This window comes from Candidatus Pantoea deserta (genome assembly GCF_003813865.1).
Lineage (GTDB): Bacteria > Pseudomonadota > Gammaproteobacteria > Enterobacterales > Enterobacteriaceae > Pantoea > Pantoea deserta.
The window spans coordinates 159,733-183,406 of record NZ_RMVG01000003.1 but is presented as its reverse complement, the minus strand read 5'-3'; the positions used below and the strand labels follow the sequence as shown (position 1 = coordinate 183,406).

General features: G+C 55.3%; 34 protein-coding genes. 31 read left to right on the top strand and 3 right to left on the bottom strand.

The window, feature by feature from the left end; translation table 11 throughout:
* Window positions 1-26 precede the first annotated feature (26 nt).
* The 15 genes from BBB56_RS06005 (at window position 27) to BBB56_RS05935 (ending at window position 7,860) form a co-directional block, all read left to right on the top strand.
* Entirely contained in the window at window positions 27-257 is a 231-nt protein-coding gene (locus BBB56_RS06005) for a hypothetical protein (protein WP_123799781.1), read from the top strand.
* 154 nt (window positions 258-411) lie between these two features.
* Complete coding sequence (locus BBB56_RS23480; protein WP_158673931.1) at window positions 412-549, top strand: protease FtsH-inhibitory lysogeny factor CIII; 138 nt, start codon at window positions 412-414, stop codon at window positions 547-549.
* A 151-nt stretch (window positions 550-700) separates the two neighbouring features.
* Entirely contained in the window at window positions 701-970 is a 270-nt protein-coding gene (locus BBB56_RS05995) for a hypothetical protein (RefSeq protein ID WP_123799777.1), read from the top strand.
* Window positions 970-1,788 carry a PD-(D/E)XK nuclease-like domain-containing protein gene (locus BBB56_RS05990; protein ID WP_123799775.1) on the top strand — a complete coding sequence of 273 codons (819 nt, stop codon included), beginning with the start codon at window positions 970-972 and terminating at the stop codon, window positions 1,786-1,788. The genes BBB56_RS05995 and BBB56_RS05990 overlap by 1 nt, the downstream gene beginning before the upstream one ends.
* Complete coding sequence (locus tag BBB56_RS05985; protein ID WP_123799773.1) at window positions 1,785-2,693, top strand: RecT family recombinase; 909 nt, start codon at window positions 1,785-1,787, stop codon at window positions 2,691-2,693. The genes BBB56_RS05990 and BBB56_RS05985 overlap by 4 nt, the downstream gene beginning before the upstream one ends.
* On the top strand, window positions 2,686-3,084 hold the full coding sequence (locus tag BBB56_RS05980; RefSeq protein WP_123799771.1) for a hypothetical protein: 399 nt from the start codon (window positions 2,686-2,688) through the stop codon (window positions 3,082-3,084). The genes BBB56_RS05985 and BBB56_RS05980 overlap by 8 nt, the downstream gene beginning before the upstream one ends.
* A 29-nt stretch (window positions 3,085-3,113) precedes the next feature.
* Window positions 3,114-3,647 (top strand): hypothetical protein, encoded by a 534-nt coding sequence (locus tag BBB56_RS05975; RefSeq protein ID WP_123799769.1) that lies wholly within the window; start codon window positions 3,114-3,116, stop codon window positions 3,645-3,647.
* Entirely contained in the window at window positions 3,647-3,838 is a 192-nt protein-coding gene (locus tag BBB56_RS05970) for a hypothetical protein (protein WP_123799767.1), read from the top strand. The genes BBB56_RS05975 and BBB56_RS05970 overlap by 1 nt, the downstream gene beginning before the upstream one ends.
* A 95-nt stretch (window positions 3,839-3,933) precedes the next feature.
* A complete protein-coding gene (locus BBB56_RS05965) occupies window positions 3,934-4,548 on the top strand; it encodes an AbiV family abortive infection protein (protein WP_123799765.1) in 615 nt (204 codons plus the stop codon).
* Window positions 4,549-4,663: 115 nt separating this feature from the next.
* Entirely contained in the window at window positions 4,664-4,816 is a 153-nt protein-coding gene (locus tag BBB56_RS05960; RefSeq protein ID WP_370661851.1) for a DNA polymerase III subunit theta, read from the top strand.
* Entirely contained in the window at window positions 4,813-5,328 is a 516-nt protein-coding gene (locus tag BBB56_RS05955) for a hypothetical protein (RefSeq protein ID WP_123799763.1), read from the top strand. Before BBB56_RS05960 ends, BBB56_RS05955 begins: the two co-directional genes overlap by 4 nt.
* A 71-nt stretch (window positions 5,329-5,399) precedes the next feature.
* Complete coding sequence (locus tag BBB56_RS05950) at window positions 5,400-5,624, top strand: hypothetical protein (RefSeq protein WP_123799761.1); 225 nt, start codon at window positions 5,400-5,402, stop codon at window positions 5,622-5,624.
* Entirely contained in the window at window positions 5,621-6,193 is a 573-nt protein-coding gene (locus BBB56_RS05945) for a phage N-6-adenine-methyltransferase (protein WP_370661850.1), read from the top strand. Before BBB56_RS05950 ends, BBB56_RS05945 begins: the two co-directional genes overlap by 4 nt.
* A gap of 99 nt (window positions 6,194-6,292) precedes the next feature.
* A complete protein-coding gene (locus BBB56_RS05940) occupies window positions 6,293-6,550 on the top strand; it encodes an excisionase family protein (RefSeq protein WP_123799759.1) in 258 nt (85 codons plus the stop codon).
* 32 nt (window positions 6,551-6,582) lie between these two features.
* Window positions 6,583-7,860, top strand: coding sequence for a site-specific integrase (locus BBB56_RS05935; protein WP_123799757.1), 1,278 nt, complete (start codon window positions 6,583-6,585; stop codon window positions 7,858-7,860).
* A gap of 35 nt (window positions 7,861-7,895) precedes the next feature.
* Here the strand turns inward: BBB56_RS05935 and fliE are convergent, their stop codons facing one another.
* A complete protein-coding gene (gene fliE / locus BBB56_RS05930; RefSeq protein WP_123799754.1) occupies window positions 7,896-8,207 on the bottom strand; it encodes a flagellar hook-basal body complex protein FliE in 312 nt (103 codons plus the stop codon).
* Window positions 8,208-8,444: 237 nt separating this feature from the next.
* Between fliE and fliF the strand changes: the two genes are divergently transcribed.
* From fliF to BBB56_RS05855, 15 genes are all read left to right on the top strand, one after another.
* A complete protein-coding gene (fliF, locus tag BBB56_RS05925; RefSeq protein ID WP_123799752.1) occupies window positions 8,445-10,160 on the top strand; it encodes a flagellar basal-body MS-ring/collar protein FliF in 1,716 nt (571 codons plus the stop codon).
* Window positions 10,157-11,149: a flagellar motor switch protein FliG gene (gene fliG, locus BBB56_RS05920; RefSeq protein WP_120453587.1), complete on the top strand. Its 993-nt coding sequence runs from the start codon at window positions 10,157-10,159 to the stop codon at window positions 11,147-11,149. The genes fliF and fliG overlap by 4 nt, the downstream gene beginning before the upstream one ends.
* Window positions 11,142-11,834 carry a flagellar assembly protein FliH gene (fliH, locus tag BBB56_RS05915; protein ID WP_123799750.1) on the top strand — a complete coding sequence of 231 codons (693 nt, stop codon included), beginning with the start codon at window positions 11,142-11,144 and terminating at the stop codon, window positions 11,832-11,834. Before fliG ends, fliH begins: the two co-directional genes overlap by 8 nt.
* Window positions 11,834-13,186: a flagellar protein export ATPase FliI gene (fliI, locus tag BBB56_RS05910; protein WP_123799748.1), complete on the top strand. Its 1,353-nt coding sequence runs from the start codon at window positions 11,834-11,836 to the stop codon at window positions 13,184-13,186. The genes fliH and fliI overlap by 1 nt, the downstream gene beginning before the upstream one ends.
* A 17-nt stretch (window positions 13,187-13,203) precedes the next feature.
* Window positions 13,204-13,647, top strand: a complete 444-nt coding sequence (gene fliJ / locus BBB56_RS05905) for a flagellar export protein FliJ (RefSeq protein ID WP_123799746.1) — start codon at window positions 13,204-13,206, stop codon at window positions 13,645-13,647.
* Entirely contained in the window at window positions 13,644-14,894 is a 1,251-nt protein-coding gene (locus BBB56_RS05900) for a flagellar hook-length control protein FliK (protein ID WP_123799744.1), read from the top strand. Before fliJ ends, BBB56_RS05900 begins: the two co-directional genes overlap by 4 nt.
* A 129-nt stretch (window positions 14,895-15,023) precedes the next feature.
* Entirely contained in the window at window positions 15,024-15,509 is a 486-nt protein-coding gene (fliL, locus tag BBB56_RS05895) for a flagellar basal body-associated protein FliL (protein WP_123799742.1), read from the top strand.
* Window positions 15,510-15,513: 4 nt separating this feature from the next.
* Complete coding sequence (gene fliM, locus BBB56_RS05890) at window positions 15,514-16,521, top strand: flagellar motor switch protein FliM (protein WP_123799740.1); 1,008 nt, start codon at window positions 15,514-15,516, stop codon at window positions 16,519-16,521.
* A complete protein-coding gene (gene fliN / locus BBB56_RS05885) occupies window positions 16,514-16,918 on the top strand; it encodes a flagellar motor switch protein FliN (protein WP_123799738.1) in 405 nt (134 codons plus the stop codon). Before fliM ends, fliN begins: the two co-directional genes overlap by 8 nt.
* A gap of 5 nt (window positions 16,919-16,923) precedes the next feature.
* The gene (gene fliO, locus BBB56_RS05880; RefSeq protein ID WP_123800345.1) at window positions 16,924-17,322 is read left to right on the top strand and encodes a flagellar biosynthetic protein FliO; all 399 of its coding nucleotides are present in this window, start codon (window positions 16,924-16,926) and stop codon (window positions 17,320-17,322) included.
* A complete protein-coding gene (fliP, locus tag BBB56_RS05875; RefSeq protein ID WP_123800344.1) occupies window positions 17,322-18,053 on the top strand; it encodes a flagellar type III secretion system pore protein FliP in 732 nt (243 codons plus the stop codon). Before fliO ends, fliP begins: the two co-directional genes overlap by 1 nt.
* A 25-nt stretch (window positions 18,054-18,078) precedes the next feature.
* The gene (gene fliQ / locus BBB56_RS05870; RefSeq protein ID WP_123799736.1) at window positions 18,079-18,348 is read left to right on the top strand and encodes a flagellar biosynthesis protein FliQ; all 270 of its coding nucleotides are present in this window, start codon (window positions 18,079-18,081) and stop codon (window positions 18,346-18,348) included.
* Complete coding sequence (gene fliR / locus BBB56_RS05865; RefSeq protein ID WP_123799734.1) at window positions 18,348-19,133, top strand: flagellar biosynthetic protein FliR; 786 nt, start codon at window positions 18,348-18,350, stop codon at window positions 19,131-19,133. Before fliQ ends, fliR begins: the two co-directional genes overlap by 1 nt.
* Before the next feature lie 634 nt (window positions 19,134-19,767).
* A complete protein-coding gene (rcsA, locus tag BBB56_RS05860) occupies window positions 19,768-20,403 on the top strand; it encodes a transcriptional regulator RcsA (RefSeq protein WP_081142451.1) in 636 nt (211 codons plus the stop codon).
* A 135-nt stretch (window positions 20,404-20,538) separates the two neighbouring features.
* Complete coding sequence (locus tag BBB56_RS05855) at window positions 20,539-22,251, top strand: methyl-accepting chemotaxis protein (protein ID WP_123799732.1); 1,713 nt, start codon at window positions 20,539-20,541, stop codon at window positions 22,249-22,251.
* 158 nt (window positions 22,252-22,409) lie between these two features.
* On the opposite strand, the gene dsrB is transcribed toward BBB56_RS05855, so the two are convergent.
* Window positions 22,410-22,604 carry a protein DsrB gene (dsrB, locus tag BBB56_RS05850; RefSeq protein WP_123799730.1) on the bottom strand — a complete coding sequence of 65 codons (195 nt, stop codon included), beginning with the start codon at window positions 22,602-22,604 and terminating at the stop codon, window positions 22,410-22,412.
* A gap of 54 nt (window positions 22,605-22,658) precedes the next feature.
* Entirely contained in the window at window positions 22,659-22,817 is a 159-nt protein-coding gene (locus BBB56_RS05845) for a YqaE/Pmp3 family membrane protein (RefSeq protein ID WP_123799728.1), read from the bottom strand.
* Between the two features lie 357 nt (window positions 22,818-23,174).
* Between BBB56_RS05845 and BBB56_RS05840 the strand changes: the two genes are divergently transcribed.
* A complete protein-coding gene (locus BBB56_RS05840) occupies window positions 23,175-23,408 on the top strand; it encodes a DUF2525 domain-containing protein (protein ID WP_123799725.1) in 234 nt (77 codons plus the stop codon).
* Window positions 23,409-23,674: the final 266 nt, after the last annotated feature.

The window sequence follows — 23,674 nt, the reverse complement described above, 5'->3', positions numbered from 1 at the left end:
TTTACGCCCAAATTCAGGAGAGTGAGATGAGCAAAGATACAGGAGGCGCCGCTTTTCCATGTGAGCAACATGAAAAGCAAGATGGTAGCTGGAACGAAACCTTCGATGCGGGCATGACGCTGCGCGACTACTTCGCAGCCAAGGCTATGCAGGCATCGTTACCCGACCCGGCATATTCCACTTGGGACGCTGCGCGACATGCTCGGCGTGCATACAGCGTAGCCGACGCAATGATCGCCGCGCGCGGCCTTGAGTGACACCGCAATGGCCTGTTACGACAGGTCATGACGGTGCATTTGCACCAGACGCGTAATGAGCCGCTATGCGGTACGAGAGTTTTCCGCCTTTGGCTCCTGCAGGAATGCGGGGGCCATTTTTTTAACCAAACCAACCCATTTAAGGATGTCCACGATGAATCTTGCGATCGCGGGCGGCACCATCGTGGATGCCGCTCAGCTTTACCCTTCCCAATTAACTCGCTTAACCGAACGCCTGCGCACTATCTGCCGCTGGCTTACTGACACCATGAAACAGCCAGGAAAACCATGATGAAGAATCGCTATTTTCTGAAAGCGCAGGAGCTTTCACGAGAGGCCCATCTGTTCGGCGACAGTGCTAAGTGGGCTATGGCAATGCTGCTGTTACGGAGGGCGCAACTGTGAAACTTTCATGGCGTGCTAAGCAGGCAGTCGAGGAGATCATGAAAAACCTCTCTGATGCGGATTTAGAGCGCGTCGGCAATGAAGTCGACGCGATGATGGACCAGCACAAGATTAACCCGCTGATGACCGCGCTGTGCGCGTTCCTGCCGAAGCATTTCGATTACCCCGCTGTCGAGCTGGTCGACGAAGACGACGAGCAGTACGAGGCCGCCGAAAACTTCCTGCGTGATGCGCTGGTGAAGGTGGCTAAGCGGGATATGGCGATCGCCATCTGGAAAAACAAAAACAGCTTTGATGAGGTGGCGTGATGGAGCCGGGCATCTATTACGACATCAGCAACGAGTCGTACCACGGCGGCCCTGGCATCAGCAAATCCCAGCTGGACGACATTGCTATCAACCCGGCTATCTTCCAGTGGCGCAAAGAAGCGCCAGAGGACGAGGAGAAGAAAGCCGCGCTGGATATGGGAACCGCCCTGCACTGCCTGCTGCTGGAGCCTGAAGAGTTTGATCACCGCTTCATCGTTGCGCCTGAATTTAATCGCCGGACCAATGAAGGTAAGGCGAACGAGAAAGCCTTTCTGAAGGACTGCGCCGGGCTGGGTATGACGGTCATGGACGCCGAGGAAGGTCGCAAGCTGAAGCTTATGCGTGCCAGCGCCCTCGCCCATCCAGCCGCACGCTGGCTGCTTGAGGCTGAAGGCCATCAGGAAGCATCAATCTACTGGAACGATGAGCAGACCGGTGAACTTTGCCGGATCCGGCCAGACAAGTTTCTTTCCGGCCAGCCCGTCATCGTCGACGTGAAGAAAGTGGCTGATATGTCCCGCTTCGCCCGCCACGTCGAAGAGTTCCGCTACCACGTCCAGGACGCCTACTACCGCGAGGGCTTCAGCAAGCACTTTGGCGAGTACCCGCTTTTCGTCTTCATCGCCGTCAGCGAGTCGATCGACTGTGGCCGGTATCCGGTGCGCACCTTCCAGCTGCAAGAGGACGATGTTGCCGTGGGCTACAACCTGTTTCGCCGCGACCTGACCACCTATCACGAATGCATGCTGACCGGTAACTGGGGCGGCATTGAAGAAATTACGCGCCCGGACTGGGCCAAAAGGAAGGATAACGCATGAGCAACAAAATTATGCACGCGCCGGTCAACGAGGCCGATACCAAAGCGGCCATTTTCAGCCCTACTGGCTTACAGAAACTCCAGGCATTCGCTGAAGTAATGGCGCTGGGTAAAGCTACCGTTCCCGCTCACCTGGCAGGCAAGCCTGCTGACTGCCTCGCCATCGCCTTGCAGGCCGCACAGTGGGGCATGAATCCTTACGCCGTGGCGCAGAAAACGCACCTTGTTAATGGAACGCTGGGTTATGAGGCGCAGCTTGTTAACGCGGTTATCACCAGCTCAACAGCCGTTCAGGGGCGCTTTAAATACGAATACGGCGGCGACTGGGGGAAATTCAAGCCTGGTGCAGCGAATGCAGCCAACGAGCGCGGTCTGTTTGTTCGCGTCGGCGCAGTGCTGCGCGGCGAGACGGAAATCACCTGGGGCGAACCGCTATTTATGGAGTACGTCACCACACGTAACTCTCCGCTGTGGAAAACAGCACCGAAGCAACAGTTGGCTTATCTGGCCGTCAAATACTGGGCGCGCCTCTACTGCCCCGACGTCATTCTCGGCGTTTACACCCCGGATGAGTTTGAGCCAGCGCAGCGCGCGGAACGTGACGTTACCCCCGCGCGCAGCCGCGCGGACCTGAACAACCTGATCAACAGCAAGCCTGAGACGCAGCAGCCAGAGCGCGAAATTAACCCGGCGACGAACACCAGTGCACCAGCGCGCACGCCGGACGAGCTGCTTGCCGATTTCACCACCGCCGCTGCTGAAGCGGAAAACGTTGCCGGTCTGGACCGCTGCTACAAATACGCGGCACGCATGCTGGCGAGCGAGGCTGAAACTCTCGAAAAAGCCACCGATGTTTACCTGCTGCGCAAAGCGGAGCTGGACGAAAAAGGGGCCAGCAATGCGTAAGCTCGCCCAATATCGCCGGAATACCCACCCCAATAGCGGCTTTAAAGAAAAGGTTGCCTGGCAACTATCAAAAGGACCACGTACAGGGCGCGAATTAAGCGCCTTTTTTCATATGACGCTTGGCGAGTTTAACGGGCTGATGCGCGGGTGCCTGCGCGGCAAAACGGTCGTTATCGAAGCCAGTGCGCCGGTGCCGGTCGATGGTTGCATCGACTACACCTACACGCTGATCCGCACCCAGCGCATTACCCGTTCCCATCCCGAAACCATGATCGTCAGCCACCGCTCATTCGCAGCACGCGGCGATGACAAGCGCCAACAAAACATCATCGCAGCTGAGAAGCGCGCCCGGCTCATAAGCCGCGGCTGGTATCCGGGCTGTCTGGAATAATTTCGCCGCCAAAGGCGCAGGAGATGAAGATGAATCACAGCGATATTGAACATATGGCGCAGGGCTTCCCGCCGTCATCCATCGGTAAAGATCACGAAGAGGTTGTTACCTACTTGGCAACGACATTGCTGGCAGCACAGCAAAAGCTGGATGCGCTGGCGGCGGAGAATGCGGCTCTGAAGTCGAACCTGATGTTTTGGGATGCGGAAGACCCTGAAAATCCTTACGACAGCCCTGAAGACATTGCCAACAATTGTGGGATGGATTTCAACACGAAATTTGAGGTTCAGGTAGCTGCAAAGATGCCTAACCGAACCTACCGAGTGTCTGAGGTTAGTCAGTACGATTGCAAGATTGAGCTTGTCTCTGACGCGATACCAGAGACCCCAGCCACCGACGCATGCCTCAACTCCCTCCGCGCCGAAGGCGTCATCATGTTCGCCAGTAAGCAACTGGCCGCCGCCAGCAATCTGGAAAGCACTACTACCTTGGAGCGTTTGATGCTCGATGCAGAAGAGTTAGCCGGGCAGCTACGCGCCACCGGCGGTAAGGATGGTGAGTGATGAAAACCTCTATCTGCATCGACCAGATGAAACTCGTTGCTGCCATTAGCTTTGAAGTTTCGCGCCAATTCCCCGGTGTGACAGTTAATCCTGAGCAGTTCAACGCCATCATCGCGGCGGCCAATATCGTCAAAGCGGCCTACGATGGCACGGAAGCTGAGCCAACTGAAGAGGATGAAGAAGATGCGTGAGCGCCCAACCCTTTAAAATGACAACATGATCTAGCTTGTAAACAATAGCTAAAGTAATCTATCAGGCTCATCTTATCTTCAGCGAGTTTAAGAGCATGGAAATAAATAAAGATCACTTAAAAGCATTTATAAAAAGCCAAGATATAAAAAGCAAAGGTTTTATAGGATTACTCAGCCAAGAGGAATATGAATCTGTTGCTCAGCATATTTTTAAGACTATAAAATCATCGCTGCTTTTATACAAAAATGATTTTTATTCTCCAAGCTATTTCATGAGTCTAGTTGCGATGGAAGAGATCGCAAAAGTTACTATTCGTGGCATTGTAAGTCCCAACATCAATCTTGCCGAAGTAAAGCGCTCGAAAGATCCTCTTTTTGATCATCGTAGTAAACACGCTATTGCTTTTTCAGATGTTCTTCTTATTGGAGACAGACTAAAAAAAGCAATTGGTGAGAGTCGCTTACACGAAATTTTCAACGACTTCACATCTGGAGTAGCAAGCAATTCCCGTGAAAGCGCGATTTATTTTTCAAGAGATGAAAGTCATCTCAGATTACCAGAAAATGAAATAACTCCCCAAAAATCCCTCGAGCTATTATTAATATCGATGGAAGCCTATGCTGATCATTATCATGGGATGACGCAGATTGTTAGTGAGTATTCAGACATACTAGATGTAGATTTTGATGAGCTTTTGCTTCACAAATAGCAAAGTTAGCATTCTAATGAGATACTTATGTCACATAATTTGGATCGCATTACAAAGAAGAGCGCGACTGCATGAACGTCATTTAGCGGCGTAAGGCGTTGCTTATAAAAAGCGTATGAATAGGCCGGTTATCGCGTATGAGGTAGAGATGCAGCAGCCGGAACCGTTACGCGCCTACTTTCAGGAGCGGTTAAAATTTTACCGGGAAGAGTCGATGAAGTTCCCGAAGGGTAGCGATCCGGTTTATCAGAAGGAGATTAAGGATTGAGTTGGCACCATGGTGATTATGTTGACTTTTTCGCTGCCATTGGCGGGATTGTTTCTGCGGGAGCAGCCGCATATGCAGCGTTCCAGAGTCGGAAAAGTGCTAATGATACATATAGGCAGCAAAAGGAATTATTCAGGTTTGAAAAAGAAAGGCACCTCCATGATCTTCTGAAAGCCGAAGCAATTAAGGCCAATGAGAGCGTAAAAAACACCAAGGGTATGGATTGGACTTTTTTCCAAGCAGCAAATGCAACTTATGCCATTGATTCAGCTAAGCAACTCCTGAAAGATATTAATAATGAAATTGCGCCGGATGACCTTGAGCGCTTTAAAATATTTTTCTTGGACCAACTTTGCTATGAAATAACTTCGGAAATGAATGAAGCGCATAACATGCCTGATGGATTTCTGGAATCCCACAAGGGCTTTAAAGAGTCAAGAGAAATAATTACCATATGGTTAGATAATCTAAGGTTTTTCAACTTCCTAACGGAAGAAGATGAAAAACCATAACCCAACGGATTTACGCGAAATTATGACCGCCCACCGAGGCGGTTTTTTATTGCCAAAATTTGGGAGTTCACATGAGCCCTGAAGCAGAAAACGCCCTTCGCTCGGTGGCGCGAAAATGCCGCACCGACATTCTGGCCGCGACTGAGGGTAAGCCGCGATCGGAACACGACCGCATCATAACCGCCCTTCTCGACAAACACGCCAAATCAATCATCGCCCTGTCGCCCAACACTTTTCCAGCAAAGCGCTGGCTGTCCTTCTATGTGCGGCAGGTAGATAAGGAGACTCGTCAGTGAATATCGTTAATGACTATGGCGGCAGCACCACCCCGCCTGAGCACCGCGACAGCTGGCAGACGCCGCCGGAAATATTCGCGGCGCTGAAGCAGGAGTTTCGCTTTATTGCCGATGTGGCCGCCAGCGCGCATAACCACCTGCTGCCGGTTTACTTCACCGAACACGATGACGCGCTGGCGCAGGACTGGGCCGGGCGGCTGCCAATCGGGTTTGCCTGGTGCAATTCGCCTTATAGCGCCATTACACCCTGGGTGCAGAAAGCCACAGAAGAATGCCGCAAGGGGATCGGTACCGTGATGCTAGTTCCCGCTGACACCTCGGTCGGATGGTTTAGCCTGGCGCGGAGGTCATGCACCGAGGCGCGTTTCATTGTCGACGGACGACTCTCATTTATAAGGGCTGATACCGGCAAGCCGGTCAATGGCAACAACAAGGGATCGATGCTGCTCATCTGGAATCCGTTCGCCTCTGATTTTGGAATTACCGGGTATGTCTCACGCGATACGCTGATGGCGATCGGCAGGAAGTTATTGTCCGACCGGGAGCCAGCAGACGAGCGCGCCGCATGACAGCCACAAGAAAGAAGCCGACACGGGCTGGATTATCACTAATCTGGCCCTTTTTATTTGTATCGTGCTGGCCTGGCTATGGCCGCCAAAGGAGTAGATGTGGAAAACATAATTCAGCTGGCCCCCAATAAGTGGGTGACGGAGTCTGTTCTAATGGCTGTAACAGGAATGCGCCCCGGCACGATTAAGCGGGCGCGCGAAAAGGCGTGGATGCAGGGAAGGGAATATCTGCTCTTCTCGCCAGAGGGAGAGCCGGGGCTGAACAGCCAGTGCATGTATAACCGCGAGGCTATAGACAAGTGGATCGAGTCGCAGCTGAAGAAGCAGCCTGATGCCAGAGAGCGAAAAAAAGCATAACCTGATCGCCCTTTTCACCCAGAGGATAAACAATGGCAGCATACCCAAAAGGCGTAGAGAACCATGGAGGGTTCTTGCGCATCAGCTTTCAGTATCAGGGGGTGCGAGTGAGGGAGTCGCTCGGCATTCCCGATACTGCTAAAAACAGGAAATCGGCCGGCGAGTTGCGGGCTAACATCGTCTACGAAATAAAGACCGGAGCATTCGACTATCAGAAGGCGTTCCCGGAGTCAGCCAACCTTTCTCGCTTCTGTGCAATAAAGGAAGAGTTGAGCGTTAGAGAGATGGCAGAGCGCTGGCTCGTTATAAAGGAGTCAGAGATAAGCCGCAATACTCTGGCTTCATACAAAACGAGGCTGACAACCACTATTGGCATTATTGGCGCAGACAGGATGATACGAGCCATCAGAACGGAAGATATTCAGCGCATGCGCATGGAGCTTCTCAAAGGCAGCTACGTTTATGGCCGGGGCAAGAATATGCACGGCAAGGGCCGGTCAGTGGCTTACGTCAATACATGTATGTCTGACCTGCACTCACTGTTCAGGTTTGCGCACGAAAACGGATATACCGATCGCAACGTGGTTTCTACCCTTTCACCGCTCAAGAAGGATAAGCCTCAGCCTGACCCGCTAACGCGTGATGAATTCATGCGTCTGATAGATGCCTGTCATTCGCGCCAGTTGAAAAATTTCTGGTCGCTGGCTGTCTACAGCGGGATGCGTCACGGCGAACTGTGTGCTCTGGGATGGGAGGACATCGACCTGATCAAAGGCACGATTACGGTGAAGCGCAACCTGACTAACCAGGATGACTTTACTCCACCAAAGACAGCATCCGGCACGCGCACTATTTTCCTGGTTGATTCAGCGGTCAGGGTGCTGAAAGACCAGTTAGAACTGACGCGCATGAGGCCGCCTGCATCCATCATCATGCTTTCCCGGGAGTACGGGAAAAGCAGCAAGGAGGAAATTACTTTCGTTTTTAACCCGAAAATTACCGCCGTTAACAAAGCAAGTGATGACTATTATACCGTTGCGTCTATACCTCAGACATGGCGCTCAGCGATAAAGCGCGCCGGAATAACCTATCGCAAGCCGTACCAGTCCAGGCATACTTATGCATGCTGGTCACTCTCTGCCGGAGCAAATCCCAACTTCATCGCCAGTCAGATGGGGCATGCAAACGCGCAGATGGTATATCAGGTATACGGATCGTGGATGAAGGAAAACGACGAAGCACAGAGGAGCCTGCTCAACGAAAAACTGAACGAGTTTGTCCCATCCATGCCCCACACTAAAGCGATCTAACCTTTAATATTATATTTATTAGTTAGTTAGCTTACCTAGACCTGCATATTCATAATATCAGTATACGCCGATACCAGCTTGTTCCTGACCTGAATCCCCATCTGCATTGAAATAGACGACTTCTGCATATCCACCATCACATCGTTCAGGGCGATGCCCGGCTTGCCCATCTCAAAATCCTGCGCCTGCGCGCGCGCGGTGTTTTGCGTGTCGCTGATCTTATCCAGCGCTGCTTTCATGGTGGCGGCGAAATCGACCGGCTGGGTCGTCTCGCTGCTTCTGTTACTGGCCTGTAGAGACGTCAGCTGGAGCTGCTGTAAAACGCCGTCGATTGCCTGAATGGACATGCCGTTACCTCATTGAGAGTCAAAGAACAATTTTCTACGCTCAAAAAGTTAACACATTGTCAATGAGACAAAGGCGCTAAATAACTGCAAAAAACCCGGCTTTTTCGCCCATCGAATTTTCCGTTTAAGAAAATAATGCCATGCATTGGAGTGGAGTTTCTTTTTTTTACGCAGTGTCAGGGAGTCTGTTTTGTCACCACAACCAACCCGGTCAATTATGTCAGGCAGGAATCGGTCATGAATGCGAGTGCAGCCGCTACACAGGATTCAGCAAAAAAAGGCTTCAGTGACCTTATCGCTCGCCTGCGCGCTAATCCGCGTATCCCTCTTATTATTGCCGCCGCTGCCGCTATCGCCGTCGTGATGGCGCTGGTGCTCTGGGCAAAAGCGCCGGATTACCGTGTGCTGTACAACAATCTCTCTGATGAAGACGGCGGCGCGATTGTTACTCAGCTCACCCAGATGAATATCCCCTACCGCTTTGCCGACAACGGCGGCGCGCTGATGGTGCCCGCTGAGAAGGTGCATGAACTGCGCCTGCGCCTGGCGCAGCAGGGACTGCCGAAAGGCGGTTCGGTAGGTTTTGAGCTGCTTGATAAAGAGAAGTTCGGCATCAGCCAGTTCAGCGAACAGGTCAACTACCAGCGCGCGCTGGAAGGCGAGCTGGCGCGCACTATCGAAACCTTAGGGCCGGTAAAAACGGCGCGCGTGCATCTGGCGATGCCGAAGCCGACGCTGTTTGTTCGCGAGCAGAAATCCCCATCGGCCTCAGTAACCTTAAACCTGCAACCTGGCCGCGCGCTGGACGAGGGGCAAATCCAGGCCATCGTGCATATGGTCTCCAGCAGCGTGGCGGGCCTGCCGCCGGGCAACGTTACCGTGGTCGATCAAAGCGGTCGTCTGCTGACGCGTTCCGACAGCGAAGGTCGCGATCTTAATGACGCTCAGCTGAAATACACCGCCGAAGTCGAAGCGCGCTACCAGCAGCGCATTGAAGCGATCCTGAACCCGATTCTGGGCCAGGGCAACGTGCATGCACAGGTCACCGCGCAGATTAACTTCGACAAGAGCGAGCAGACTGACGAGAAGTATCAGCCCAACGGCAACCCGAACAATGCCGCGATGCGCTCGCGCCAGACCAGCACCAGCGATCAGACCGGCAGCCCTTATCCGGGCGGCGTACCGGGCGCGCTGTCAAATCAGCCTGCGCCGGCCAACACCGCGCAGGTTAACGCGCCAAACGGACAGAACGCCCAAAACGGACAGAATGCCCAGCAGAACAGCGCGAATAACGGCAGCACGACCAGCACCGCGAGCAGCAGCGTGCCGACTAACTCGCGCCGCGACGACACGGTGAACTACGAGCTGGACCGTACCATTCGCCACACCAAAATGAACGTTGGCGACGTGCAGCGCCTCTCTGTCGCCGTTGTCGTCAACTATCGCAGCGACGATAAAGGCAAGGCCATCGCGCTTAACGAACAGCAGCTGAAGCAGGTGGAAGATCTGACGCGCGAAGCGATGGGCTATTCGCAGCCGCGCGGCGACAGCGTCAACGTCGTCAACTCAGCGTTCACCGTCACCGATCCGAGCAGCGGCGACCTGCCCTTCTGGCAGCAGCAGTCCTTCTTTGATCAGATGATGGAGATCGGTAAATGGCTGCTGATCGCGCTGGTTGCCTTCATCCTCTACCGCAAAATGGTGCGTCCGCAGCTGATGCGCAAACGCGAAGCGGAAAAAGCCGCTCTGGAAGCCGCTGAACAGCGCGCCGCCGCCGCGAAAGAGGAAGAAGCCTACAGCGTGCAGCTCAGCAAAGATGAGCTGGACGTGGAGCGCAAGTCTAACAACCGCATGAGCGCCGAGGTGATGAGCCAGCGTATCCGCGATATGTCTGAGAACGATCCGCGCGTCGTCGCGCTGGTTATCCGCGAATGGATGAGTAAAGAACTATGAGTCTGACCGGAACTGAAAAAAGCGCCATCCTGATGATGACCATCGGCGAAGAGCGCGCCGCCGAGGTGTTTAAGCACCTCAACCAGCGTGAAGTGCAGCATCTGAGCGGCGCGATGGCGAATATGCGCCAGGTGTCGCACAAGCAGCTCACCGAAATCCTGCGCGAGTTCGAGACCGACGCCGAGCAGTTTGCCGCGCTCAGCCTCAACTCTAACGAGTACCTGCGTTCGGTGTTGACCAAAGCGCTGGGCGAAGAGCGCGCCGCCAGCCTGCTGGAGGATATTCTCGAATCTCGCGAAACCACCAGCGGCATGGAAACGCTCAACTTTATGGAGCCGCAGGCGGCGGCCGACCTTATCCGCGACGAGCATCCGCAGATCATCGCCACCATCCTGGTGCACCTCAAACGTGGCCAGGCGGCCGATATACTGGCGCTGTTCGACGAGCGTCTGCGTCACGATGTCATGCTGCGTATCGCGACCTTTGGCGGCGTACAGCCAGCGGCGCTGGCGGAGCTGACCGAAGTGCTCAACAACCTGCTGGACGGCACCAACCTCAAGCGCGCGAAGATGGGCGGCGTGAGAACCGCAGCCGAAATCATCAACCTGATGAAAACGCAGCAGGAAGAAGCGGTTATCGAAGCGGTACGCGATTTCGACGGCGAGCTGGCGCAGAAAATCATCGACGAGATGTTCCTGTTCGAAAATCTGGTGGAAGTGGACGACCGCAGCATCCAGCGCCTGTTGCAGGAAGTGGAGTCCGAGCAGCTGCTGGTCGCGCTGAAAGGTGCCGAGCAACCGCTGCGCGAGAAGTTCCTCAAGAATATGTCAGCGCGTGCGGCCGACATTCTGCGCGACGACCTCGCCAACCGCGGCCCGGTGCGTATGTCGGCGGTGGAAAACGAACAGAAAGCCATCCTGCTTATTGTCCGTCGTCTGGCGGAATCGGGCGAGATGGTAATTGGCGGCGGCGAGGAAACCTATGTCTGATGCCTTTTCCGCCCGTCCGTGGCAGCTCTGGCAGCCTGAGGATTTAGGCCGCAGCGACGAACCGGAAGCAGAAACGCTGCCGGAACCAGAGCAGTTTGAATCGGAAACAGACGAGCAGCAGCTTCAGTTTGAGCGTCTGCAACAGCAGGCGCGCAAAGAGTCACAGGCGCAGGGCTTTAGCGAAGGCCATCAGCAGGGTTTCGCGGAAGGTCAGAAAGCCGGCTATGACGCAGGTTTCCAGCAGGGGCTGGCCGATGCGCAGCAGCAGCAGGCCCCGTTGCAGGCGCGTATGCAGCAGCTGGTGACCGAATTCCAGCACTCGCTGGAGGCGCTGGACAGCGTGATTGCCTCGCGTCTGATGCAGCTGGCGCTGGAAGCCGCGCGCCAGGTCATCGGCCAGGCGACCACGGTAGACGGCAGCGCCCTGCTGCGACAAATCCAGCAGCTGCTGCAACAGGAGCCGATGTTCAGCGGCAAACCGCAGCTGCGCGTGCATCCTGACGATCTGCAACGCGTTGAGCAGACGCTGGGACCGACGCTGGATCTACACGGCTGGCGTCTGCTGGCCGACGGCACGCTGCATCCTGGCGGCTGTAAGCTAAGCGCTGAGGATGGCGATCTCGACGCCAGCGTCGCCACGCGCTGGCAGGAACTGTGCCGCCTTGCCGCGCCGGGAGAATTCTAATGACCTCCCGACTCTCCCGCTGGCTGGGCGCGCTCGACGCCTTTGAGACCCGCATCGCCCAGGTGCAGCCCGTGCGCCGCTACGGTCGCCTGACGCGCGCCACCGGCCTGGTGCTGGAGGCGACCGGCCTGCAACTGCCGCTTGGCGCTACCTGCGTGATTGAACGCAACGACGGCAAAACCCTGACCGAAGTCGAAAGCGAAGTCGTCGGTTTTAACGGCCAGAAACTCTTTCTGATGCCGCTGGAAGAGGTTGACGGCATTCTGCCCGGCGCTCGCGTCTATGCGCGTGACAGCGGCCACAGCGGTAAACAGCTATTGCTCGGCCCTGAACTGCTGGGCCGCGTCCTCGACGGCAGCGGCAAACCGCTCGACGGCCTGCCCTCGCCCGACACCGGCTACCGCGCGCCGCTGATCACCCCGCCGTTCAACCCGCTTCAGCGCACCCCTATTACTGACGTGCTGGACACCGGCGTGCGCGCCATTAACGCCCTGCTCACCGTTGGGCGCGGCCAGCGTATGGGTCTGTTCGCCGGTTCCGGCGTCGGCAAGAGCGTGCTGCTCGGCATGATGGCGCGCTATACCCAGGCCGATGTGATCGTGGTCGGGCTAATCGGCGAGCGTGGCCGTGAGGTGAAAGACTTTATTGAAAACATTCTTGGCGCAGAAGGCCGCGCGCGTTCGGTGGTGATTGCCGCCCCGGCGGACGTCTCGCCGCTGCTGCGTATGCAGGGCGCGGCCTACGCCACGCGCATCGCCGAAGACTTTCGCGATCGCGGCCAGCATGTGCTGCTGATCATGGACTCCCTGACGCGCTATGCCATGGCGCAGCGTGAAATCGCGCTGGCCATCGGCGAACCGCCTGCCACCAAAGGCTACCCGCCTTCGGTATTCGCAAAGCTGCCTGCGCTGGTGGAGCGCGCCGGTAACGGCACGCACGGCGGCGGTTCGATCACCGCCTTCTATACCGTACTGACCGAGGGCGACGATCAGCAGGATCCGATTGCCGACTCAGCGCGCGCCATTCTCGACGGCCATATCGTGCTGTCGCGTCGTCTGGCCGAAGCGGGTCACTATCCGGCGATCGATATTGAAGCCTCTATCAGTCGCGCCATGACCGCGCTGATCAATGACGACCACTACGCGCGAGTGCGGCAGTTTAAACAGCTGCTGTCCAGCTACCAGCGCAACCGTGACCTGGTCAGCGTCGGCGCCTATGCCGCAGGCAGCGATCCGATGCTGGATAAGGCCATTCGCCTCTATCCGCAGATGGAGGCCTTTCTGCAACAGGGCATCTTTGAACGCAGCCACTACGACGACGCCTGCCTGCATCTGCATGCGCTGTTCGGCTAACGGCAAAGGAGTAATCGATGAAAAGCGCCAGTGCCATTGACACCCTGCGCGATTTAGCCGAGCAGGATCTGGAAAAAGCCGTGATTCACCTCGGCGATATGCGCCGCGGCGTGCGTCAGGCCGACGAGCAGCTCACGATGCTGCTCGACTATCAGGATGAGTATCGCAACAAGCTGAACAGCGATATGTCAGGCGGCATCGCCACGACGCGCTGGACCAATTATCACCAGTTTATTCAGACGCTGGAAAAAGCGATTGAGCAGCACCGCGCTCAGCTTAACCACTGGAATCAGCGTCTTGAGCAGGCGCTGGCCAGCTGGCGCGACAAACAGCAGCGTCTTAACGCATATCAGACGCTGATAAGCCGCGCGGCAGACAACGCACTACGCATAGAAAACCGTCTCGATCAGAAACGGATGGATGAATACGCCCAACGGGCTGCATTGAGGAAAGGCGAATGATTACGCTGCCAACTAGTGTCACCACCGCCAGCGCAAAAGGCGAGCTGAACAGTTCAGATAGCGCTGACATTTTGCACAGCGTCAAATCGCTGCCGCAAAATTTTTTGACTGAGCTGGGCAATCGCCTGCTGACGCTGGCGAAACAGCAGGAAACCGTAGCGCAATCCGCTGAAAATACGGAAGAAAGCCAGGGCGACGCTACGCCGACGACGCAACTCAGCGCCCTGCTGGCGGCTTTTGAAAAACAGGGCGGTCAGGATGCGCTGCTCACGCCGGAAAATATTAAAGCCGCCACTAAATCAGCCGATGATAGAGACAAAGAGAGCGCAGAAACAGTAAGCAACAGCGATGCGCAAACCATGCAGGCGCTGTTTGCCATGCTGCCGGTCGCCCCGGCAGCGGTAAGCGACAAAGTCGCGACGGCCAGCGCGGCGTCAACCGGCGGCGACACGCGCCGTAGCGCCCTGACCACGCTGAGTCAAACCCTGAGCGGCTCGCTGGCGCAGCCTTCTCAGCCGCCGTCCGCCGCGTCGGTGCAGAGTGACGTGAAAGTCAGCGCCACCGCGCAGGCCGTGACGCCGGGCGCTGTGGCCCCAGCCGCCAGCGCGCCGCTGACGCTGGACGGCAGCTTTCAGCAGGCGTTAAGCAGCTTTAGCAAACAGGATGAAAAAAGCGCGCCGCTGACGCAGACCGACAGCAGCACGCTGACCAGCGCGCCGCTCAGCAGCAGCACGGCGCCGCTGATGGCGACGACCGCCTCGGCGACCACCAGCACGCCTTCCACGCCGATGCTGAACGCCCAGCTGGGCAGCGATGAGTGGCAGCAGGCGCTGAGCCAGCAAATTGTGATGTTCAGCCGCAACGGCCAGCAAAATGCCGAGCTGCGACTGCATCCGGAAGACCTTGGCGCAATCCAGATTAGCCTGAAGCTGGATAACGACCAGGCGCAGATAAGTATGGCCTCCAGCCACAGCCAGGTCAGGGCCGCGCTGGAAGCCGCCCTTCCGCAGCTGCGCAGCGCGCTGGCGGAAAACGGCATTAACCTGGGACAGAGTCAGGTGAGCAGTGACAGCTTCGCGCAGAACCAGAGCTTCCAGCAGCAGCAACAGCAGGAGGCTCGCCGCGACGGACAGCACGGTTCCTTCTCTCTCTCCCAGGACAGCGATAGCGAGATAACGCCGATCGCCGTTCCTGCCGCCTTACAGGCGCGCATCCTCGGTACCGGCGCTGTCGATACTTTTGCCTGACAGCGACAAACGCTGAAGGTAAGCGTAAAACCCGCGTCTTTTCTTCCCATTGTTTGACTTAAGACGCGGGATAATCTGTCCAGGCAAACCGAGAGGTTTGCCCATAATTCACAGGAAGTTACTGCAAAAATGTCTGATAACGCGAAAGCAAAAGGCCGCAAACGTTCACTCTTAATTCCGGTGTTACTGATTGTAACGCTGGCCGCTTGTAGCGTGGCAGGCTATGCAGTCTGGCGAATGATGAATAAACACGAGAGTGATAAACCGGAAGCCGCGAAAGTGGAACCGCCACCCGCTCCCGTCTTTTTTGCGCTTGACACCTTTACGGTCAACCTGGTCAATCCTGACAACGATCCTGACCGCGTGCTGTACGTAGGCTTTACCCTGCGTCTGCCGGATGAGGATACTCGTCGTCGGCTAAATGACTATCTGCCGGAAGTCCGCAGTCGGCTGTTGCTGCTGCTCTCCCGGCAGAACGCCGCCGCGCTGGCGACAGAGCAAGGTAAGCAAGCGCTGATTGATCAGATTAAGCAGGTGCTGACACCTCCGCTGGTGAAAGGACAACCTGCGCAGGTGGTAACCGACGTGCTGTTTACCGCCTTCATTTTGAGGTAAATCAATGGGCGATAGCATTCTCTCCCAGGCTGAGATTGACGCGCTGCTCAACGGCGACAGTGACAGCGCGGTAGATGAAAAGAGTCAAAGCGGGCCGGAAGGCGACATTCGTCCTTACGACCCCAATACCCAGCGTCGCGTGGTGCGCGAGCGTCTTCAGGCGCTGGAGATTATTAACGAGCGTTTCGCCCGTCATTTTCGTATGGCGCTGTTTAACCTGCTGCGACGCAGTCCGGACATCAGCGTCGGTGCGATCAAGATTCAGCCGTATCATGAGTTCGCCCGCAACCTGCCGGTGCCAACCAACCTGAACCTGATCCACCTGAAGCCCCTGCGCGGAACGGCGCTGGTGGTGTTCTCGCCAAGCCTGGTGTTTATCGCCGTGGATAACCTGTTTGGCGGTGACGGCCGCTTCCCCACCAAGGTGGAAGGCCGGGAGTTCACGCATACCGAGCAGCGCGTTATTCGCCGCATGCTGAAGCTGGCGCTGGAAGGCTACAGCGACGCATGGAAAGCGATCTATCCGCTGGAAGTGGAGTATGTGCGCTCGGAGATGCAGGTGAAGTTTACCAACATCACCACCTCGCCGAACGACATCGTGGTCAACACGCCGTTCCAGGTGGAGATTGGCAACCTGGTGGGCGAGTTCAACATCTGTATTCCGTTCTCGATGATTGAGCCGCTGCGCGAACTGCTGGTCAACCCGCCGCTGGAAAACTCCCGCACGGAAGACAACCACTGGCGCGAAAACCTGGTGAAACAGGTGCAGCATTCGGAACTGGAGCTGATTGCCCATTTCGCCGAAACCTCGCTGCGTCTGTCACGTATTTTGCAGCTAAAACCTGGCGACGTGCTGCCGATCGAGAAACCGGAGCGCATTATCGCGCACGTTGACGGCGTGCCGGTGCTGACCAGTCAGTACGGCACCATGAACGGCCAGTATGCTCTGCGCGTCGAGCATTTGATTAACCCGATTTTAAATTCGCTGAATGAGGAACAGCCCAATGAGTGACAGCAATAAACCGTCCGACGATATCTCTGCGGACGACCTGTGGGCTGAGGCGATGAATGAACAGGCGTCCACCAGCGCGCCGCAGAGCGACGACGTGTTCAAGACGTTCGAGAGCAGCGCGGCTGCCGGTTCATTGCAGGACATCGACCTGATCATGGATATTCCCGTCAAGCTCACCGTTGAGCTGGGCCGCACCAAAATGACCATTAAAGAGCTGCTGCGCCTGACGCAGGGTTCGGTGGTGGCGCTGGACGGTCTGGCTGGCGAGCCGCTGGACATCCTGATCAACGGCTATCTGATTGCCCAGGGCGAAGTCGTGGTCGTGAATGATAAATATGGCGTGCGCATTACCGACATTATCACGCCGTCAGAACGTATGCGTCGCCTGAGCCGTTAAGCATGATGAATACCCAGTCCCACGCGCTGCAACCCGCCGCGCCTGCGGCGCCGGCGATGTCCGCCGGTTCCGTGTTGACCCAGGTCAGCAGCGTGCTGGCCGTGATTGTGCTGCTGATCCTCGCCTGCGCCTGGCTGGCGCGCCGTCTTGGCTTCGCGCCGAAGACCGGCGGCAGTCAGGCGCTGAAGGTCAGCGCCAGCGTACAGGTCGGCCAGCGCGAGCGCGTGGTGATTGTGGATACCGCCGAGGCGCGCCTGGTACTGGGCGTCACGGCGGCGCAGATCACCCATCTGCATACCCTGCCGCCGGTCGCGCCCGATGAGCGCGCCCCGGCGCCTGCCGCGCCGCAAGATTTTCGTCAGCTGTTACAGAACCTGGTCAAACGTCCCGGAAAACCTCAATGATGCGTCGATTGCTTCCCTTACTGCCAGTATTGCTGCTGGCGCCGGCCGCTCACGCCCAGCTGCCAGGCCTGGTGAGTCATGCGTTGCCTAATGGCGGTCAAAGCTGGTCACTGCCGGTTCAGACGCTGGTTTTCATTACCTCGCTGACCTTTATTCCCGCCGTTCTGCTGATGATGACCAGCTTTACCCGCATCATTATCGTTTTTGGCCTGCTGCGAAATGCGCTGGGCACGCCGTCCGCGCCGCCGAATCAGGTGATGCTCGGTCTGGCGCTGTTTCTGACCTTCTTTATCATGGCGCCGACCTTCGACAAGATCTACGACGAGGCCTATCTGCCATTTAGTCAGGATAAAATCAGCATGGACGTGGCGCTGGAAAAAGGTGCGCAGCCGCTGCGCGATTTTATGCTGCGTCAGACGCGCGAAGCCGATCTGGCGCTGTTTGCCCGTCTGGCAAATACGCCGCCTATTTCGGGTCCGGAAGCCGTGCCGATGCGCATTCTGCTGCCTGCTTACGTGACCAGCGAACTGAAAACCGCCTTTCAGATTGGCTTTACCGTTTTTATCCCGTTTTTGATTATCGATCTGGTGGTGGCCAGCGTGTTAATGGCGCTGGGCATGATGATGGTGCCCCCTGCCACTATCTCACTGCCTTTCAAACTGATGCTGTTTGTTCTGGTGGATGGCTGGCAGCTGCTGGTCGGATCACTGGCGCAAAGCTTCTATTCCTGATTATTCCGATTCCCCGGAGAAAACGATGACGCCAGAATCCGTAATGGTGATGGGCCAGGAAGCGATGCGCGTTGCGCTGATGCTTGCCGCGCCGCTGCTGCTGGCAGCGCTGGTCAGCGGTCTGATTATCAGTCTGCTACAGGCCGCAACCCAGGTTAACGAACAGACGCTTTCTTTTATTCCCAAGATTCTGGCCGTCGCCACCACGGCGGTGATTGCCGGTCCCTGGATGCTGAGTCTGGTGCTGGATTATATCCGCACCCTGTTTACTAACCTGCCTTACATCATCGGCTAATGGTTACGCTCGACAGCGGCCAGCTGGTTCACTGGGTCAGTCAGTTTTTCTGGCCGCTTGCGCGCATGCTGGCACTGTTTGCTACGGCTCCGCTGCTAAGCGAACGTACGATTAGCAATCGCGTCAAAATCGGCCTTGCGGTGCTGATTACCTGGCTGATGGTGCCGTCGCTGCCAGCCGTGGAGGTTACGCTGTTCTCTGCTGCCGGTTTCTGGCTGCTGCTTCAGCAGATGCTGATTGGCATCGGGCTGGGGTTAACCATGCAGCTGGCCTTTGCTGCGGTACGTCTGTCAGGTGAAATCATTGGCCTACAGATGGGATTGTCTTTCGCTACCTTTTTCGATCCGGGCAGCCGCCTGAATATGCCCGTACTGGCCCGTTTTCTCGATATGCTGGCCATGCTGTTGTTTCTGACCTTCGATGGTCATCTGTGGTTAATCTCGTTGCTGGCGGACAGTTTTCATACACTTCCCATCAGCGCGCAGCCGTTAAACGCCAATGCTTTTAATGCACTGGTCAAAGCGGGCGGATTAATTTTCCTTAATGGCATGATGTTAGCGTTACCCTTAATCGTTTTGCTACTTCTGGTAAACCTGGTACTGGGTTTGTTAAACCGTGTTACACCTCAGCTGTCGATTTTTGCGGTTGGCTTTCCAATTACCTTAACAGTGGGCATTTTAACCATGGGCTTAATGATGCCGCTGGTTGCGCCCTTCTGTGAGCACCTGTTCAGCGAAGTCTTCGATTTGCTTGCTCAGTTTCTTTCGGAACTGTCTCACCCCTGAAGATTAAGTATCTTACTATCTCCCTTAAGCGATACTTAAGCCCCCTAAAACATTCTGTGCATTTTTCAAACCAGTTTTCTCAGAAATCAACTAAGGAAATTCTGATAAGTGTGCACAGGCTCTGAAAATTATTCTTATTAAACCGCGCTTCAAGTATTTTATTTCTCAGATTCCTGATGCAGCTAACTCAGTGGAATCGTTGACAAAATCGGCAACAGCTTGTTTTGGAACAAAAAAAATCCTTTAACGATTTTTCTTGTCAGGACCTTCTTTTTCCGGCATTGTCAACACTCGCTAAAACGTCACACTTTCGCGAATCAAATGTTTTTAAGAATTGTCCTATCAGCATCCACTGTGTTATGCGCGATAGTGACGAAGCTCTCAAAACAGGGTGTTATGCACGCTTATTGCAAACCGCCAGCGATTCCCGCTATCACTGGAGGGATAAGTGACGTCAAGGCAGCACAAAAACAACTTTGCAGAAACGGGTCAGGGAAGAATACTTTTGGCAGGCGTATGGCCTGTCGCCAGACTGCTGAGCAGAATAAAAAAGTGTCTTAGAAATCTCTCTCGTACCGCAACGCGTAATTCATCGTTGATTTAAACGGATAACAAATTGGTGAGGGTCGCTAACATGCCAACGATTATTATGGATTCATGCAACTACACACGCCTGGGATTATCGGACTACATGTCCTGTAAGGGAGTCAAAAAGAAGAATATCTTTTCTGTCTCCGACATTGATCAACTACAGCAGCGCTGCGAACAGTTAAAACCTGGCGTAGTGTTTATTAACGAAGAATGTTTCATTCATGAATCGGATTCCAGCGACCGCATCCGAAACATTATTATGCAGCACCCTGAAACGCTGTTTTTTATCTTTATGGCGATTTCCAATATCCATTTTGAGGAATACCTCTACGTTCGTAAGAACCTGATTATTACGTCAAAATCGATAAAAACGACTACACTGGACTCTTTACTCAGCACCTATTTGCAGAAGAAGCTCAACGCCTCGCCGCGTATTTCTTCAGGTCTTGATGTTCATCCGCTGACATTAAGCCAGACGGAATCCAATATGCTGAAAATGTGGATGTCAGGTCATGACACCATTCAGATTTCAGATAAAATGCAAATTAAGGCCAAAACGGTTTCATCACATAAAGGTAATATCAAGCGTAAGATTAAAACGCATAATAAACAGGTTATCTATCATGTGGTGCGCTTAACCGATAATGTTACCTCTGGCATTTATGTCAATGTAAGATAATCACCCTTCGCAAGAACCGGCTCACTGAGCCGGTTTTTTTTCGCCATTTTTGCGAGCAAGATCGCACTCCTTTCTCTAACTCTTCGCTTTGCATTGCCGATGTTAACTTCATACCCCCGACATGAGAGTAAGGATATGAATAACTCACCGGTTTCTTCAGCGCAGTCCAAAGCAGGCCTGTGGCGCAACCTGCGTCTGGTGCCGCTATTTAGTTTGATCTTTGGCGGCATCATGCTGCTGTTCGCGCTCTGTATTGCCCTTGCCAGCTACTTCCTGATCCAGAGTAACCAGTCGTTGCGGGATGCGACGGATGAGATCCAGGTGCGCATGGGGATTTCCAACAGTTCAAACCATCTGCGCACCGCGCGTCTTCTTATTATTCAGGCCGGCGCCGCCGCGCGAATTGGCGAAATGGATGAGTTTAAAGCCAGCATCGCCGCCACCGAAAAGCGCATTCAGCAGGCAAAGGAAGGCTTTAAAATTTATCAGGACCGCAAGGTTAAAACGCCTGAAGACATCGCGCTGGACACGCCGCTAACGGCCCGTTTCAACGACTACGTTGAAAAAGGCCTGGTGCCGATGATTAACGCCGGTAAACAGGGCAGCTTTGAGGGCATTATCGCGCAGGAAACCGACGTCACGCGCAAGCTCGACAACGCCTATAACGAGGTGCTGTTGCAGGCCATTAAATTACGTACCCAGCGCGCCGAGGCAATTAACGCCACGGCAGAGCATGAGTCGCATATTGGCTTTATCGCCATGGGCGTTGCCTTCGCCGCGGCGCTGCTGCTGACGTTAATGACCTTTATCTTCCTGCGCCGCGTGGTGATTAGTCCGCTGCGTCAGTCGGTCGCGCGTATTGAGCGTATCGCGCAGGGCGATCTCACCGCGCCGCCAGAACCACACGGCCGCAGCGAGATCGGCTCTCTGCTGCACAATTTGCAGCTGATGCAGGATTCCCTGGTGAGAACCGTTGGCACGGTGCGCGAAGGCGCGGTAGCGATCTATCAGGGTTCCGGCGAAATTTCTGCCGGTAATACCGATCTCTCCTCCCGGACAGAGCAGCAGGCCGCCGCGCTGGAGCAGACCGCTGCCAGTATGGAACAGCTCACCGCCACGGTGAAACAGAATGCGGAGAATGCTCATCATGCCAGCCAGCTGGCGGCAGATGCGTCAGGCAAAGCCCGCAGCGGCGGAGAACTGGTCAGCGGCGTGGTGAAAACCATGACCAATATTTCCGGCAGCTCGAAAAAGATCGCGGAAATTACCAATGTGATTAACAGCATCGCCTTCCAGACCAATATCCTGGCGCTGAACGCGGCGGTAGAAGCGGCGCGCGCGGGCGAACAGGGACGCGGTTTTGCCGTGGTCGCCAGTGAAGTCCGCAGTCTGGCGCAGCGCAGCGCCCAGGCGGCGAAAGAGATCGAAGCGCTGATTGCGGAATCGGTCAATCTGATCAAAGACGGTTCGCATCAGGTGGGCGAAGCCGGTAATACCATGGGCGAGATTGTGGAAGCCGTGCGTCGCGTAACGGACATTATGGCCGAGATCGCCGCCGCGTCTGATGAGCAGAGCCGCGGCATTCAGCAGGTAAGCCAGGCAGTCACGGAAATGGACAACGTGACGCAGCAAAACGCCTCGCTGGTGGAAGAGGCATCGGCCGCGGCGGCCTCGCTGGAAGATCAGGCGGGCAAGCTGACTCAGGCGGTGGCCGCCTTCCGCTTGCACGATGGTCCTGCGCGCCCGGCAGCGGCAGCCGCCCCTGCTACGCCCGCGCTGAAATCGCCGCTGATAACGCCGCGACCGGCGCTGGCGACAGCCAGCAATGAGAACTGGGAAACGTTCTGACATCGGGGTCCGCCAGTGCGCCGCCCTGCTATCAGAGGCTAAACGTGATAAAGGAGCCTTAATGGCTCCTTTACTCTATCGGGCATCCGCGCGTGAATCAGGCTTGTCTGCGCTGCGAAACAGCCCACCTTTCCGCTCGCTGAGCCGGGGTTCAGCCTTTAACTTTCCGTATAGGGTTCGACAAATACCCCGTCCGGATGATCGCCCTCATTAAGAAACCAAATGCCCAGCGGGTAATCCTCCAGCGCGACCAGATACATCACGCCTTCGTTAAATGGCTCAACGGCGAGGACAGTACCGAGGCGGCGTGGGCCGCCGTCGGTCTTAACGGTGACGCGGTCATTGACCTTCATGCGCGTTTCTCCTGATGATTTTCCTGAGCATCAGTGTAAACGAAGAGGCTTCGCTCAGCGACGCGCAATCACCCAAACCGCGTGGACGATACCCGGAATATAGCCGCAGAGCGTCAGCAGAATATTAAGCCAGAACGCGCCGCCAAAACCGACCTGCAAAAATACACCCAGCGGAGGCAAAATAATCGCAATAATGATACGTAATAAATCCATAGTCTCTCCTTGTAGCCTTATGATTTAACTCCGCTTCTAACTATAGATGATGATCCTGTTTATCAAGGAAAAAGCAGGTAAATTTAGGTAAGGGAGCGCTTTTTCAATTTCTTAACGTTTCGCGACAAGACTTCTGACAGGGCAACCTTTTACACTTTCCTCACTGCACCAACCCTAAAGGCGCAGTCAACCTAAAAGTAACAAGGATTTTGCCCGCGCAGCGCGGGCTTTTTTTTATCTGCCGTTTCCTCTTCGCCCTGCCCGTCGCCACCGCGCCCCGCCGTCTATACTTAATCGATCCGCCGTATCCTGCGGCCGGAGAGTCTGTATATCCTTTTCACAAAAAGGAGAGCGAAGATGGTCCCAACAGACGAACGCGCCGCTGACCTTCAGCCCAGCGCGAGACCTGACGTTGATTCGCTGCTGGAAACTATTCAGCGCCATACGCCAGAACCTCTGAAAAATTTTACGGAAGCAGACAACAGCCGCCATCTCAGAACCGGCGGCAGAGCCTGGGGCAGCAGTATTGAGCTGGCGGATGAGTATGAGCTGGATATCCGCGATTGCTCCTGCAATGAAATGAACCGCTGATCGGGCGGATAAAAAATGCCCGGCAGGGATCGCCGGGTAATTGACTGCCAGATTCGTTACACCAGGAAATGCTTGATGCCTTTGCAGAGTACGCCTGGCAGCGCTTAAGACAAGTCTTAGCTATGCACAAATTTGCAACATTTTCTGCTAAAGCTACCCAAAATCGCCTGCAACCGCCTGAGCGGCGCGGCTCAGCGCTGCGCGCTTTTTGTGCATTTCGCCGCTGACCGCCGCTGCGTTTTAGGAATAATCCTGGAAATTTGCCA

Coding starts and splice junctions, on each gene's coding strand:
- BBB56_RS06005 (WP_123799781.1), top strand. CDS start 27: ATGAGCAAAGATACAGGAGGCGCCGCTTTTCCATGTGAGCAACATGAA.
- BBB56_RS23480 (WP_158673931.1), top strand. CDS start 412: ATGAATCTTGCGATCGCGGGCGGCACCATCGTGGATGCCGCTCAGCTT.
- BBB56_RS05995 (WP_123799777.1), top strand. CDS start 701: ATGAAAAACCTCTCTGATGCGGATTTAGAGCGCGTCGGCAATGAAGTC.
- BBB56_RS05990 (WP_123799775.1), top strand. CDS start 970: ATGGAGCCGGGCATCTATTACGACATCAGCAACGAGTCGTACCACGGC.
- BBB56_RS05985 (WP_123799773.1), top strand. CDS start 1,785: ATGAGCAACAAAATTATGCACGCGCCGGTCAACGAGGCCGATACCAAA.
- BBB56_RS05980 (WP_123799771.1), top strand. CDS start 2,686: ATGCGTAAGCTCGCCCAATATCGCCGGAATACCCACCCCAATAGCGGC.
- BBB56_RS05975 (WP_123799769.1), top strand. CDS start 3,114: ATGAATCACAGCGATATTGAACATATGGCGCAGGGCTTCCCGCCGTCA.
- BBB56_RS05970 (WP_123799767.1), top strand. CDS start 3,647: ATGAAAACCTCTATCTGCATCGACCAGATGAAACTCGTTGCTGCCATT.
- BBB56_RS05965 (WP_123799765.1), top strand. CDS start 3,934: ATGGAAATAAATAAAGATCACTTAAAAGCATTTATAAAAAGCCAAGAT.
- BBB56_RS05960 (WP_370661851.1), top strand. CDS start 4,664: ATGAATAGGCCGGTTATCGCGTATGAGGTAGAGATGCAGCAGCCGGAA.
- BBB56_RS05950 (WP_123799761.1), top strand. CDS start 5,400: ATGAGCCCTGAAGCAGAAAACGCCCTTCGCTCGGTGGCGCGAAAATGC.
- BBB56_RS05935 (WP_123799757.1), top strand. CDS start 6,583: ATGGCAGCATACCCAAAAGGCGTAGAGAACCATGGAGGGTTCTTGCGC.
- fliE (WP_123799754.1), bottom strand. CDS start 8,207: ATGTCCATTCAGGCAATCGACGGCGTTTTACAGCAGCTCCAGCTGACG.
- fliF (WP_123799752.1), top strand. CDS start 8,445: ATGAATGCGAGTGCAGCCGCTACACAGGATTCAGCAAAAAAAGGCTTC.
- fliG (WP_120453587.1), top strand. CDS start 10,157: ATGAGTCTGACCGGAACTGAAAAAAGCGCCATCCTGATGATGACCATC.
- fliH (WP_123799750.1), top strand. CDS start 11,142: ATGTCTGATGCCTTTTCCGCCCGTCCGTGGCAGCTCTGGCAGCCTGAG.
- fliI (WP_123799748.1), top strand. CDS start 11,834: ATGACCTCCCGACTCTCCCGCTGGCTGGGCGCGCTCGACGCCTTTGAG.
- fliJ (WP_123799746.1), top strand. CDS start 13,204: ATGAAAAGCGCCAGTGCCATTGACACCCTGCGCGATTTAGCCGAGCAG.
- BBB56_RS05900 (WP_123799744.1), top strand. CDS start 13,644: ATGATTACGCTGCCAACTAGTGTCACCACCGCCAGCGCAAAAGGCGAG.
- fliL (WP_123799742.1), top strand. CDS start 15,024: ATGTCTGATAACGCGAAAGCAAAAGGCCGCAAACGTTCACTCTTAATT.
- fliM (WP_123799740.1), top strand. CDS start 15,514: ATGGGCGATAGCATTCTCTCCCAGGCTGAGATTGACGCGCTGCTCAAC.
- fliN (WP_123799738.1), top strand. CDS start 16,514: ATGAGTGACAGCAATAAACCGTCCGACGATATCTCTGCGGACGACCTG.
- fliO (WP_123800345.1), top strand. CDS start 16,924: ATGAATACCCAGTCCCACGCGCTGCAACCCGCCGCGCCTGCGGCGCCG.
- fliP (WP_123800344.1), top strand. CDS start 17,322: ATGCGTCGATTGCTTCCCTTACTGCCAGTATTGCTGCTGGCGCCGGCC.
- fliQ (WP_123799736.1), top strand. CDS start 18,079: ATGACGCCAGAATCCGTAATGGTGATGGGCCAGGAAGCGATGCGCGTT.
- fliR (WP_123799734.1), top strand. CDS start 18,348: ATGGTTACGCTCGACAGCGGCCAGCTGGTTCACTGGGTCAGTCAGTTT.
- rcsA (WP_081142451.1), top strand. CDS start 19,768: ATGCCAACGATTATTATGGATTCATGCAACTACACACGCCTGGGATTA.
- BBB56_RS05855 (WP_123799732.1), top strand. CDS start 20,539: ATGAATAACTCACCGGTTTCTTCAGCGCAGTCCAAAGCAGGCCTGTGG.
- dsrB (WP_123799730.1), bottom strand. CDS start 22,604: ATGAAGGTCAATGACCGCGTCACCGTTAAGACCGACGGCGGCCCACGC.
- BBB56_RS05845 (WP_123799728.1), bottom strand. CDS start 22,817: ATGGATTTATTACGTATCATTATTGCGATTATTTTGCCTCCGCTGGGT.
- BBB56_RS05840 (WP_123799725.1), top strand. CDS start 23,175: ATGGTCCCAACAGACGAACGCGCCGCTGACCTTCAGCCCAGCGCGAGA.